The sequence below is a fragment of the Arthrobacter sp. SLBN-122 genome (genome assembly GCF_006715165.1).
Lineage (GTDB): Bacteria > Actinomycetota > Actinomycetes > Actinomycetales > Micrococcaceae > Arthrobacter.
Window position 1 is genome coordinate 1,810,047 of the sequence record NZ_VFMS01000001.1, and the last position, 12,193, is coordinate 1,822,239.

Annotated in this window: 15 protein-coding genes; 9 read left to right on the top strand and 6 right to left on the bottom strand. The window is 67.3% G+C overall.

The features are described 5' to 3' along the window. Positions 1-45: 45 nt before the first annotated feature. Positions 46-246, bottom strand: a complete 201-nt coding sequence (locus tag FBY36_RS08480; protein ID WP_142032552.1) for a hypothetical protein — start codon at positions 244-246, stop codon at positions 46-48. A 279-nt stretch (positions 247-525) separates the two neighbouring features. Between FBY36_RS08480 and FBY36_RS08485 the strand changes: the two genes are divergently transcribed. The 6 genes from FBY36_RS08485 to FBY36_RS08510 all read left to right on the top strand — a co-directional run bounded on the left by FBY36_RS08485 (position 526) and on the right by FBY36_RS08510 (position 6,305). Further along, on the top strand, positions 526-1,446 hold the full coding sequence (locus FBY36_RS08485; protein ID WP_142118539.1) for a hypothetical protein: 921 nt from the start codon (positions 526-528) through the stop codon (positions 1,444-1,446). A gap of 102 nt (positions 1,447-1,548) precedes the next feature. Next, positions 1,549-2,361 (top strand): class F sortase, encoded by an 813-nt coding sequence (locus FBY36_RS08490; protein ID WP_142118541.1) that lies wholly within the window; start codon positions 1,549-1,551, stop codon positions 2,359-2,361. Between the two features lie 97 nt (positions 2,362-2,458). Beyond that, positions 2,459-2,971, top strand: a complete 513-nt coding sequence (locus FBY36_RS08495) for a universal stress protein (RefSeq protein ID WP_142118543.1) — start codon at positions 2,459-2,461, stop codon at positions 2,969-2,971. 287 nt (positions 2,972-3,258) lie between these two features. Further along, positions 3,259-3,624, top strand: a complete 366-nt coding sequence (locus FBY36_RS08500) for a metal-sensitive transcriptional regulator (RefSeq protein ID WP_142118545.1) — start codon at positions 3,259-3,261, stop codon at positions 3,622-3,624. A gap of 53 nt (positions 3,625-3,677) precedes the next feature. Next, on the top strand, positions 3,678-3,917 hold the full coding sequence (locus tag FBY36_RS08505) for a heavy-metal-associated domain-containing protein (protein ID WP_142029527.1): 240 nt from the start codon (positions 3,678-3,680) through the stop codon (positions 3,915-3,917). 27 nt (positions 3,918-3,944) lie between these two features. Further along, the gene (locus FBY36_RS08510; RefSeq protein WP_142118547.1) at positions 3,945-6,305 is read left to right on the top strand and encodes a heavy metal translocating P-type ATPase; all 2,361 of its coding nucleotides are present in this window, start codon (positions 3,945-3,947) and stop codon (positions 6,303-6,305) included. Positions 6,306-6,331: 26 nt separating this feature from the next. Here FBY36_RS08510 and FBY36_RS08515 read toward each other — a convergent pair whose 3' ends face one another. Then, positions 6,332-6,604 carry a DUF2277 domain-containing protein gene (locus tag FBY36_RS08515; RefSeq protein ID WP_142118549.1) on the bottom strand — a complete coding sequence of 91 codons (273 nt, stop codon included), beginning with the start codon at positions 6,602-6,604 and terminating at the stop codon, positions 6,332-6,334. A 211-nt stretch (positions 6,605-6,815) separates the two neighbouring features. On the opposite strand from FBY36_RS08515, the gene FBY36_RS08520 reads away from it, so the two are divergent. Then, positions 6,816-7,079 (top strand): WXG100 family type VII secretion target, encoded by a 264-nt coding sequence (locus FBY36_RS08520; RefSeq protein WP_056335858.1) that lies wholly within the window; start codon positions 6,816-6,818, stop codon positions 7,077-7,079. Between the two features lie 100 nt (positions 7,080-7,179). Here the strand turns inward: FBY36_RS08520 and FBY36_RS08525 are convergent, their stop codons facing one another. Then, positions 7,180-8,226: an EamA family transporter gene (locus FBY36_RS08525; protein ID WP_235008762.1), complete on the bottom strand. Its 1,047-nt coding sequence runs from the start codon at positions 8,224-8,226 to the stop codon at positions 7,180-7,182. A gap of 71 nt (positions 8,227-8,297) precedes the next feature. Between FBY36_RS08525 and FBY36_RS08530 the strand changes: the two genes are divergently transcribed. Next, entirely contained in the window at positions 8,298-8,843 is a 546-nt protein-coding gene (locus tag FBY36_RS08530; RefSeq protein ID WP_142118551.1) for a CGNR zinc finger domain-containing protein, read from the top strand. Between the two features lie 61 nt (positions 8,844-8,904). Here FBY36_RS08530 and FBY36_RS08535 read toward each other — a convergent pair whose 3' ends face one another. The 3 genes from FBY36_RS08535 to FBY36_RS08545 all read right to left on the bottom strand — a co-directional run bounded on the left by FBY36_RS08535 (position 8,905) and on the right by FBY36_RS08545 (position 11,392). Next, on the bottom strand, positions 8,905-9,282 hold the full coding sequence (locus FBY36_RS08535; RefSeq protein ID WP_142118553.1) for a hypothetical protein: 378 nt from the start codon (positions 9,280-9,282) through the stop codon (positions 8,905-8,907). 99 nt (positions 9,283-9,381) lie between these two features. Next, positions 9,382-9,972 carry a hypothetical protein gene (locus FBY36_RS08540; protein WP_142118555.1) on the bottom strand — a complete coding sequence of 197 codons (591 nt, stop codon included), beginning with the start codon at positions 9,970-9,972 and terminating at the stop codon, positions 9,382-9,384. Between the two features lie 94 nt (positions 9,973-10,066). Next, positions 10,067-11,392, bottom strand: a complete 1,326-nt coding sequence (locus tag FBY36_RS08545; RefSeq protein WP_142122553.1) for an MATE family efflux transporter — start codon at positions 11,390-11,392, stop codon at positions 10,067-10,069. A gap of 136 nt (positions 11,393-11,528) precedes the next feature. Here FBY36_RS08545 and FBY36_RS08550 point away from each other — a divergent pair, with 136 nt between their 5' ends. After that, positions 11,529-11,963 (top strand): DoxX family protein, encoded by a 435-nt coding sequence (locus FBY36_RS08550; RefSeq protein ID WP_142118557.1) that lies wholly within the window; start codon positions 11,529-11,531, stop codon positions 11,961-11,963. Positions 11,964-12,193 lie beyond the last annotated feature (230 nt).

Sequence of the window (12,193 nt, forward strand, 5' to 3'; positions counted from 1 at the left end):
ATGCTTTTCACCCCTGCCGTCACCCCTTCCGATCCGGCAGGGGCCTCAGTCGACGAACTCGGACTGCGTTTCGATGAAGTCCCAGTCCGCAGCCGTCAGTACGGCAGCGGGATTGCCGGGGTGCGGGCCGCCGGCTTCGGCAATGCCCTGGAGGACCGGGAGCGGCAGTTCGTCGGCACGGAGGTTCCCGCGCAGCCACTCCTTGCTGTCGAGGTCCAGGTCCAGCCACCACATGAAGATTTCCATGAATCCCCCTTCCCGGGTTGGTTTAAACGTTAGGCGTGGCCCCGACGGCGGACAAGGTGCTGCAGCGGAAGCAGGTGGGCGCAGGCGGTGCTTAGGGTACTGGCAGGTAACGTGGCTGGTCAGCGCCCGATAAAGACGAGTACTCCCTACTGGCGACTGCCGCAGGACGCGCCCCTAGCCTGAAATCTCAAAGCAAGCTGACCGTGCTGCTGGGGCATACGGCGTCACCGCTGACCTTTCCTCGCCATGGTCCGTTTCACACATATATGGGGAGACAACATGAAACGCACCTTAGCAACAATGGGGGTGGTAGGGCTTGGCCTTATCAGCCTCACAGCGCCTGCCATCGCGGCTTCCGACCAAGCGGTGCTCGTCCACTCGGACGGCAGCGCCCTGATACCGCTGGAGATCAATGTCAACGGCGGCGGCAACGCCGGCGGCGGAACCGACAACGGCGGCGGCAACGGCGGAACCAACAACGGCGGCGGCAACGATGGCGGCGGTGGGGGCACCAACAACGGCGGCGGCAACGGTGGCGGCGGTGGGGGCACCAACAACGGCGGCGGCAACGGTGGCGGCGGTGGGGGCACCAACAACGGCGGCGGCAACGGCGGCGGCGGTGGGGGCACCAACAACGGCGGCGGCAACGGTGGCGGCGGTGGGGGCACCAACAACGGCGGCGGCAACGGCGGCGGCGGTGGGGGCACCAACAACGGCGGCGGCAACGGTGGCGGCGGTGGGGGCACCAACAACGGCGGTGGGGGCACCAACAACGGCGGCGGCAACGGCGGTGGCGGTGGTGGCACCAACAACGGCGGCGGCAACGGCGGAAACACAGGCGGCGACACCGGCGGCGGCGACACCGGCGGAAACACAGGCGGCGAGACCGGCGGCGGCGACACCGGCATAAACACCAACACCGGCATAAGCACCAACACCGGAACCGACACCAACACCGGAACAGGTCTCGTCACTGTGGTTCCGAACGCTACAGTCCCCGCCAAGAAGCCGACTGCCGCACCCAAGGCTGCTGTCCCGGCCCCGGCCGCCGTCGGAACCAACCAGGGCTACAACGCCCAGACGGCGGTGGGAGCACCTGACGGCTTGCCCGGCTGGCTCGTAGGCCTGGGAGCGCTGGCTGCCGCAGGGACCGCGGTGGCAGTACGGCGCCAGTCGCGTCCGATGCACACGGCCGGCTAGCCGGAACACCGCCACTACAGGTGGCCCTCTGACAAGGAAGGCGTTCTGCCAGTGCCCGGCAGGACGCCTTCCTTCCACCTCCGCCGACCCCTAAGGAATGCAATGCGCCAGCACCGAAGCCAACACGCAGCGCCCCTGCGGCGCGGCATCCTGCGGTGGAACCGGGGCGATCTGGTCATCCTGGTGTGTGGATTCCTCGCCTTCCTGTCGTTCACGTTCGGCGCTCCCCTGTTCCAGCCTTCGGCCTTGTCCCACCCCGCAACCCTTTCCCACCCCACAGCCCTCGCCCACCCCGCACCGCTGCCTGCTGCCGGGAATGCCCCTGCGGCCACGGCACCCTCTGATGGCGGGGCCGCGGACGGGGCAGCTCCGATCGCGGAGACCGGCGGACCGGCCGGGGCAGCTGTGCCGGCCAACCCTGCGGACGCCCAAACGCCGGGCTCTCCGGGAGCGGCAGGGCCCGAACTTCCTGCTGCTGCCCCGCCCGTCCGCATCCATTACCCAGCCGCGGACTTTGACATTGCAGTCCACCCTCTGGACCTTGACGGCGAAGCCCAATCCAGCCGGACCATCGAACCCCCTGCCACCAAGGATGGGTACTGGCTTACCCCGTTCGGGATTCCCGGCAAGGGTTCCGGCAACACTACCTACGTCATTGGCCACAGCTGGGAGGGTGCGGACGCCCCCTTCAACCACTTGAGCTCCGCGGCCGCCGTCGGCGACAGCCTGGAAGTGGGGACTACTGAGGGAACCATTACATACCGGGTGGACAGCATCACCACCTACGTGAAGTCCGGCCTCAAGGACAGCCCGGTGTGGGACATGGTGCCCAACCGGCTGGTCCTCATCAGCTGCTACACCGAGGATCCCTGGGGCAAGAACGTGGTGGTCACTGCGTACCCCGCGCTTTCCTGACGCCTTCACTGCAGGCGTCCCTTAGGCCTCGGCGCGCTGGTTCGCAGGGCCCAACGTACCTGTTCACACCAATCAGGGCGGGCGGACAATTGTCTGCATGACATGGGAAAACTTCGACGTCGCCCCGCTGCTGGTGGGAATCATGCCCAAACAGCACCCGGAGGTTCTCCGGGCTGCGGCCATGCTGGCCTCCCGGCTCTCCGTGCCGCTGGTCTGCGCCTACGTGGACGAAGCCAGCTACCTGGTGGAATGGGATCCGGCCCGCTCCGCCCACCGGCTTTCCCTGCACCCGGACAAAGATGACGACATGCTGGCACTGTCAACGGAGTTGAAGGAACAGGTCCAGGCAACAGTGGACAAGCTCCCGTCCGACGGCAGGTCCATCCAGTGGTCCTTCCGCACTCTGACGGGGGACCCCGCCCGGGCCCTGGCCCAACTGGCCGCCGAAGTGGACGCCCCAATGATCATTGTGGGCACCTCCGAACGCGGGTTCACGCATCGGCTGTCGGAGGCCCTCAACGGCTCGGTGGGGCAGTGGCTAAGCCACCACCAAGGCCGGCCGGTGCTGGTGGTTCCCTACCGGATGCCTGCTCACGAGGACAGGCCCTGAGCAGCGGAATTCCGGGGGAAATACGCACGTTGGAGGCCGGCTTAAAGTAAAGCGAAAGTAGTTATTCGTGGTGCTGGCGCGGGGCCGGTACCAGCCAGTAAGCTGATTCAAGCAAGGCCGGTCCACTCCAGTGGAAACCGGGATTGCCCAAGAGCTGCTCCGGAGTGCGTATCCCCCAATAACGCACTCCGGAGCTTTTTTGTGCCCTTAAACCTGCCGCCGGACCACGGACATATACCCCCTGGGGGTACTTGCACTGATACCCCCTCAGGGTATATGTTTACTGCATGAACGCTATCGAAGAAGCCGTCGCGGCCCTGGCAGCTGACGCTCCGGCCACGGAGGCCGGCGGTGCAGTCCATCACGGCTACACGGGAAACAAGGATGCATACCTTCGCCGGCTGAAGCGCATTGAGGGGCAGGTCCGGGGCATTGCCCGGATGGTGGATGAGGACAAATACTGCATCGACATCCTCACCCAGGTTGCCGCCGTCACCAAGGCCCTGCACGCCGTCAGCCTCGGGCTGGTCGAGGAACACATCGGCCACTGCGTGGTGGGTGCCGCCTCAGAACCGGACCCGGAAGCACGCGCTGAGGCCATCGATGCCAAGGTCAAGGAAGCCGCCGACGCCATCGGCCGCCTCCTTCGCTGACACCACTCACACCCAAACCCCGGCCACCGCTGGCCCCCACAAAGGAGCAAGCCATGAGCACCACCTCCCCCACCACCACGACCATCAGCGTTTCCGGCATGACCTGCGGGCACTGCGTGTCGGCCGTCAGTGAAGAACTCGAGGCTCTGGAAGGCGTTGAAGCAGTGGACGTCGATCTGAACGCCGGCGGCATTTCCACCGTGACCATCACCTCAAGCAAGGAACTCCCGCCCTCCGACATCGGGGAAGCCGTCGCCGAGGCGGGCTACCTGGTCGTCGCCAACGAGGCCTAGAAACCTCAACACCACCGGAAAGCTGACATGAGCCACCAAGAACTGCTGCACCAACCCGGCACCCGGATCGTCGAACTGGACATCGAGGGGATGACCTGCGCGTCCTGCGTCAACCGGGTGGAGAAGAAGCTCGGGAAGCTCGACGGCGTGTCGGCAACGGTCAACCTCCCGCTGGAATCCGCCTACGTCACGGTCCCCGAGGGGATCAGCGACGAGCAGCTGGTGGACACGGTCAACGCTGCAGGCTATACCGCAAGCGTCCGTGCGCCGCGCCGTCCGGCCGGCGATGCCGGGGACTTGCGGCAGCATGCGTCCAAGCGAGGAACGAGCGAGCATGCAGAGCAAGTGTCCGGCGTCGCCGCGCAGCTCCGCCCGCGCCTCATCCTCGCCGCGGTTCTGACGATCCCGGTGTTCCTGGTCAGCATGGTCCCGGCGTTCCAGTTTCCGAATTGGGGCTGGGCGGCGGCGGTGCTGGCGTTGCCGGTGGTCACGTGGGCGGCGTGGCCCTTCCACCGCGCTGCGGCCATCAACGCGAGGCACCTCGCCTCAACCATGGACACACTAGTATCGCTCGGCGTGGCGGCCGCCTACCTGTTTTCGGCGTGGCAGCTGCTGGCGGACCCCCGCATGACGGAGCATCCCGGCATGGAGGGCATGCCCGGGGGACTGTACTTCGAGGTGGCGTCGGTGGTCACCACCTTCCTGCTCCTGGGCCGGTACCTGGAGGCCAATGCCAAGCAAAAGGCAGGCGACGCGCTCCAGGCCCTGCTGAACCTGGGCGCCAAGGATGCCACCGTCCTGCGCGGCGGCCTGGAAGAGAAGATCCCTGCGGACCGCCTGCAGGTGGGCGATGTCCTGGTGGTCCGGCCGGGCGAGAAGATCGCCACCGACGGCGTGGTGGTGGACGGCGCCTCCGCCGTGGATGCCTCCCTGGTCACGGGTGAGTCCGTCCCGGTCGAGGTGGGGCCGGACAGCCGCGTCACGGGTGCAACCATCAACACCTCCGGCCGCCTGCTGGTGAGGGCAACAAGGGTTGGCTCGGAAACCACGCTGGCGCAGATGGCGCGCCTGGTATCGCAGGCGCAGACGGGCAAGGCCCCCATCGCGCGGCTCGCCGACCGCATCAGCGCCGTCTTTGTCCCGGTGGTCCTGGCCATTGCCGCACTGACGTTCGTCCTCTGGCTCGTCCTGGCCGGCCCGGGAGCCGACGGCAGCACCCTTCGGGAGGCATTCACGGCCGCCGTCGCGGTCCTGGTGATCGCCTGCCCATGCGCACTGGGCCTGGCCACCCCGGTTGGCCTGCTGACGGGCACCGGCCGGGGCGCGCAGCTGGGCATCCTGATCAAGGGGCCCCAGGTACTCGAGGACACCCGCACAGTGGACACCATCCTGCTGGACAAGACGGGGACCGTCACCACCGGCGTCCTCGCCGTGGACGCCACGGCAGCGTTCCCCGGCTTCCAGGAAGGGGACGTCCTCCGGCTCGCCGGAGCCGTTGAGGCCGCCAGCGAGCACCCGGTGGCCCGCGCCATTGCGGCAGCAGCAGCTTCCGCCGCATCTTTGGCCCTTGCAGCGCACGAAGGCGGCGCGTCGCCTTCCGCGCATTTGCCGGCAGCTCACCTGCCGGCAGTCCAGGGGTTCAGTTCCGCCGCGGGCGGCGGCGTATCCGGGACCGTCGAGGGCAGGCACGTGATGGCTGGACGGAGCGGCTGGCTGGAGCAGAACGGCATTGCCCTGGACGCCGGCCAGCAGGCACAGTTGGCAGCTGCCGAGGATGGCGGCGCCACCGCCATCTGCGTCGCAGTGGATGGAACGCCGGCCGGCATCATCAGCCTCAGGGACACCGTCAAGGAAGGCTCCGCCGCCGCCGTCGCCCGGCTGAAGGCGTTGGGCCTGCGGCCCATCCTGCTGACCGGGGACAACGCCGCCGTCGCCGCCCGGGTGGCAGCCGCCGTCGGCATCGCTCCGGACGATGTCCATTCCGGCATCCTGCCGGAAGGGAAGGTGGAGGCAGTTCGCAAGCTCCAGGCAGGCGGAGCCACGGTGGCCATGGCCGGGGACGGCGTCAACGATGCCGCGGCGCTTGCACAGGCGGACCTCGGAATTGCGATGGGCTCCGGGACTGACGTGGCCATCGAAGCCGCCGACCTGACGGTGATGGGCAACGACCTCGCCCAGGTGGCCCAAGCCATCGAACTGTCCCGGAAGACGCTGGGCACCATCAAGACCAACCTGTTCTGGGCGTTCTTCTACAACGCCGTGGGCATCCCGGTGGCCGCCCTGGGCCTGCTCAACCCCATGATCGCCGGCGGGGCCATGGCGGCCAGCTCGGTCCTGGTGGTGGCCAACTCGCTGCGGCTGCGCAGCTTCGGGAAGCCCCGGCGCTGAGCTTTGTTGGACCCCGGGGCAACCGGTCAGGCGGCGCCGTAACGTTCCGCGGCGCGCGCCCTGGCCTTGGCCGCTTCGGCCTCCCGGTCCTTCGGCGGCGCCTGCGTCACCAGTGAATCCAGCAGGTGCTGCGTGATGTGCGCTATCTGGTGCACGGCCTCGTCAAAGGCCTCCTGGTTGGCCTTGGACGGCTTGGTACTGCCGCTGACCTTGCGAACGTACTGCAGGGCCGCCGCGTGCACTTCCTCCGACGTGGCGTGCGGCTCAAAGTTGTGGAGGGTTCGGATATTCCGGCACATAACGCCATGCTAGGCTCTTCCAACGCCTGGGATCGACCCTTTTTTCATGGTCTTCACCCGGCGTCGATGGGGAGCCCGGCATGGGCAGGGCTGCCCATCGACACTGTTTGGGGGCCGGGATAGGTTTTAGGCAATGGATCTTCCGGATGAGCCGGGGGGCCGCTGGGGATGCCGATCTGGTTCGGATCCACTACCTAACAAGGAGAAACTGATGGCTATTTGGGGTGCAGACGTTGAGCAGCTTCGCCAGCTCGGCAGCAAGCTTCAGGCAGGGGCGTCCGAGATCGAGACGCAGAAGTCCACTCTCACCAAGGTCCTGAGCGGCACCGACTGGAAGGGCCCGGACGCTGACAAGTTCCGCCAGGAGTGGTCCGGAACCCACACCACCATGCTGACCAAGGTTGCCGAGGCACTGAAGGAAGCCGGCAGCCAGGCCAAGCGGAACGCCGAGCAGCAGAGCCAGGCCTCCAACTAGGCTTACCGCCGCATTCCGGCGCGGGGCAGGGACACCGAAAGGTGTCCCTGCCTTTTTATTGGCGTCCGACGGCGGCGCCTGGCTTGGCGGGCCTTCGCGCCTAAGGGATGGGCTCGACGTCGTTCGCATGGTCCAGCGGGGACGCCGGCACCCGGGTACCCTTGCCGCCGTCGTTGGAGGCAGCGGCGGCGGGCGGACGCAGCTCGTCGAGCCGGACCAGGATGACGCCGCCCACGATCAGCAGGCCGCCCACGAGCTGGATGGCACCGGGAAGTTCCCCCAGCAGCAGCCACGCCCAGACCACGGCGAACAGCACCTCGGTGAGTGACACAAAGGACGCCACCTTGGAGCCGAGGGCCCGGGCCGCCATCACTCCCGAAACGTACGCCAGCACGGTGGCCAGCACCACCAGACCGGCAAGTGAAACCCACCACGGCACGGTCCAGGGGCCCAGGGCTGTGTCCGCGGCGCCGAAGGCCATGGGCAGCAGGCCCGTGGCGGCAGCGAGCCACATGGCGGCGGCACCCACCATGAGGCCGCCGGAGGCCAGCACGATGGGCGGCAAGGTGTCATTTTCCTTTGCCGTGATGAAGAAGTAGATGGCCAGGCAGACCGCCGCCGCCATCCCCCACAGCACACCCACCAGGTCAACCTTGACGGCCCCGGTCAGGTCAAGGACCAGCACCAGCCCGGCCAGGGACAGCAGCGTCCCACCCGCAGTCAAGACGCGCGGGCGCCGGCGGCTTGCGGCCCAGAGCCAGAGGACGATGATCACCGGAGCCAGGTACTCCAGCAGGAGCGCGACGCCCACGGAGAGCCGGGCCACAGCGTTGAAGTAGAACAACTGGCATGACGCCACCCCAATGAGCCCGAACAGCACGATGGTGAGCCAGTTGTCCTTCAACTGGCTCCAGCGGCCCTTTAGTGCCCACGCGGCGGGCAGCGCAAGGATCAGGGCAGCTCCCGTCAGGCGGGCCGTCACCGCAGCCCCCGGGGTCCAACCGGTTTCCAGAAGCGACTTTGCGAAGGATCCGGACAGGCCAAAAACGGCGGAGGAAAACAGCGCGATGCCGAGCCCGGAAGCCTGGAAGCCGGCATGCCCGATGGGCAGTTCCCGGGCGGGGGTGTGATTTTGGGCGGCAGGCACCGTCGCCTCCTGTCAGGAGTAAAGTGGGGTAACGCCCATGACACTACGCTTGGGTGCTGTAAGGAGTCAACATGGTTTTCGCCCCTGACACGGAAGTGGCGCTGCGGACGGTGGTGAACCTCATCAACACCGCCGCGAACGGCAGGGAAGGGTTGGCCTCCGTTGCGGACCTGGACAGCTTCCTGGCCGCGGAGGGATTTTCCGGTTCCCGCAGCCGGGATGCGGGCGAACTGGAAAGCGTGCGGCAGTTGCGGCGTGAACTGTGGGCACTGTGGGCAGCGGATGAGGACGCCGCTGTGGACAGGGTCAACCGGCTGCTGCGGGATGCCAACGCGCTGCCGCAGCTGATGAAGCACGACGGATGGGACTGGCACCTTCATGCCACGGCGCCGGAGGCACCCCTTGCGGACCGGATGAGCACCGAGGCAGCCATGGCCCTGGCTGATGTGATCCGCAGCAAGGAGATGGACAGGCTCCGGGTGTGCGGGTCAGAGGACTGCGATGCGGCCGTGCTGGACCTGAGCCGCAACCGGTCCAAGCGGTACTGCGACACCGGCAACTGCGCCAACCGGGCGCATGTTGCTGCCTACCGGGCCCGGCAGGCAGCGGCGGGATAATGCCCTTGGTGCGCGTTGACCTGCCAGATGGCAGGAGCCGGTGCAATCGGGAGAGCCGCAGCTAGCGCTGGGGCGTGCCGTCCGTGTCCTCGCCGGATGCCGGCGGGTTCTGGCTGCCGGGAGCACCGAAACCGTGGCCCGGCGCTGCCTGGGATGGCCTCTTAGGTGCCGAGCTCAGGTTCACCCCTGATCCCTTGCCCAAGTGTTCGGCGTTCTCCTTGTAGCTCATCGACAGCATTGCGGCGACTACCAGGGTGGCAATGAAGGCGATGCCGGCGGCGGTGAAGGCAAGGTCGAACCGGGGTGCGCGGGCGCTTCCCCCGGAGGCGAAAATCAGCACTGCAACGAAGGCGACGACGGCCCAGAATGCCGAAAACATCAGCGGCCCCTTCACCGAGGTCCGCAGCTTGCGCGGTTTTCCTTGATGCTGGTCAGCCACAGTGGTTCCTCCCTGCAGGCGGCGCACGGCCGGCCTGGTTTACGAATTGCGGTGTCGCACCGGATTTTCTACAGAAAGTAGAAGGGCGCTCCTCCTAGTTTACGGCTTCCCCGCGCCGGCACGGGCATCGTGCCGAAGCGTGAGTCCGGAAAGTACCCACAGGACACCGGAAATAATGGCGCCTCCACCGGCAACGCCCAGCAGTGCATGGGCGCCGAGGTTGATGAAAAAGGGCAAGAGCACTGCGGTTCCGATCCCGATCACGCCGGACGCAATCCAGTCGCGGGCAAGAACATGGCGGCCCCTGTACTGCAGGCCGCAGGCAAGCTCGAGAATGCCGGCCACGCCCAGGCCCAGGGCTGCGATCACCCCGAACAGCAGGTCGCTGTGCAGGAGGAGCACGGCGAAACCGGCACCTGCCAGGACCGCTCCGCCGGCGGACAGCAGCTTGCCGGGCGCCGAGTTCTGCGCAAATCCGGCTGCGGGGACGGTCCGCAGGCTAACTACGCCGGACGCCAGGAGGTAGAGTCCTCCGGCCCAGCCCATGACCTCCACAGACGGTGACGTCCAGAAGACGGTTACCGCACCAAACACCAAGGCAGCGGCCGCGCGGAGCAGGACCGGCTTCCAGAGGTGGTTACGGGGCGTGGTTCCGGGAGCTGCGCCCGTGGGGGTGGATGGTTGCGTCACCGGTCCAGTTTAGTGGCGGCAGCTGGAAGACCTAACCGGCTGCTGCCCGGCCGGCTTGTCATGCTGCGCCCCGGCCTTAGGCAGGACCTCACTGTCAGGCAGAGCCCAGCACCATCCAGCGGTCCGACCGGGCACGCAGGCCAAGGGTCACGGCACGCGCCGCCATGTACCCCAGCGCGAAGGCCACCCAAAGCCACCCGAGCCCGGCGCTGCCGGCAGCACCTGACAGCGCAACCCCCGCCAGGAGCGGCAGGTAGACCACAAGGTTCACCAGCCCCGCCAGGGCGAGGTACCGGGCGTCCCCCGCACCGATCAGTACACCATCCAGGACAAACACGTAGCCGGCGATCGGCTGCCCGGCCGCCAGGATCCAGAGGGCAACGGTGAGCACCTGCTGCACCTCGGGATCTGTCGTGAACAGCAATCCGGCCCACGGGGCGGCCGCTGCCAGCAGCAGGCCCGTCACCACGCCGAAGCCCGCACCCCAGCGGACCATGGTCCGGGTCAGCAGCCGGGCCCTGTCCGCATTGGACGCACCAAGTTCCTTCCCGATGAGCGCCTGCGCAGCGATCGCCAGGGCATCCAGGGCGAACGCCAGGAAGGAAAAGATGGTCATGGCCAACTGGTGGGCGGCAAGGTTGACTTCGCCCTGGGCCGTCACCACCAGCACCGTGGCCAGGATGGCGGCGCGCAGGCTGAGCGTGCGCAGCATCAGCCAGGATCCCACCCGCGTCATGCTGCGGATGCCCCGCCAGCTGGGAAGCAGGCTGACACCATGCCGGACGGCGCTGCGCCGCACCATCACCAGGTAGACAGCCGCCATGGCCCACTGCGCCAGGGTGGTACCCACCGCCGAGCCCACCACAGACATTCCCAGGCCGTAAACAAGCCACAGGTTCAGGAGGATATTGGCACCGAATCCTGCCGTGGCCACCACCAGCGGTGTGCGGGTGTCCTGCAGTCCGCGGAGCACGCCGGTGCCGGCAAAGATCAGGAGCATTGCCACCAGGCCGGGCATGGACCAGCGGAAGTAGTCGATGGCAAAGGTCCGGACGCTTCCCTCGGCGCCCATCAGATCGATCAGCGGCTCTGCCGCCGCGAAGCCTGCGACGGCGAGGAGTGCACCGAGGAGCAATGCCAGCCAGACGCCGTCGCGCCCCGCCGCCAGGGCCTTGCCCAGCTGCCCGTCACCAATGGCGCGGGCTACGGCGGGCGTGGTGGAGTAGGCCAGGAAGACCATGAGTCCGACGGCGGTCTGCAGCACCGCTGAGGCCAGTCCCACCCCTGCTAGCTGCGCAACACCCAGATGCCCCACGATGGCGGAGTCCGCCAGCAGGAAGAGGGGCTCGGCGACCAGGGCGCCGAAGGCCGGGACGGCAAGGCGGAGAATCTCGCGGGCATGGCCCTGGGTGCCGGTCATGGCGGGGAGGGCGGGTTGTTGGGGCACGCTGCCAGCTTAATGGTGACTGCAGACAGTGAGCCGCCGCGCATGAGAAAGGCCACAGTCCGTCGTATTTAGTTGACACTTCAACGAATTGCTTGGGAGAGTGGTATCCATGAACCAGTCACGACTCACCACCACGGCCCTCGCCGCCCTGCGCATCATCCTCGGCTTCCTCTTCGCAGCCCACGGATGGCAGAAGTTCAACGAATGGACCATCGCCGGCACGCAGGCATCCTTCGCCAAAATGGGCGTACCGGCAGCCGAGTTCATGGCACCCGCCATCGCCGTACTGGAACTCGCGGGCGGCCTTGCCCTCATCCTGGGGATCCTCACCCGCGTGGTGGCCGCCCTCCTCGCCCTGGACATGCTGGGTGCTCTCTTCCTGGTGCATGCTCCCGCCGGCGTCTTTGCCGCCAATGGCGGCTACGAACTCGTCCTGCTCCTGGCGGCGGCCGCATTCGCCCTGGCACTCACCGGAGCCGGCCGGCTTTCCCTGGACCGCATACTGTTCGGCCGCGGCAATTCCCGGCTGGCCGTCCTGGCCTAGGAACACCCGCTACAACGCGTGCGACGGCGGCTGGCCACCCAAGGTGCCGGGCCGCCGTCGGGCGTTTAAGGGCGTTGCCCCAAGGCCCTCCGGACGCATCGACCCATCTGCGACAGAACATTCGGGACTCGGTTGGGAAAGTTGGGAAAACGCTTGCCACGTGACTGCGGCGGCTGGTAAACCAGAAGTTGTTGCAGTGAAAGCTGCACCACCCGCACCCAGGTCTCAGT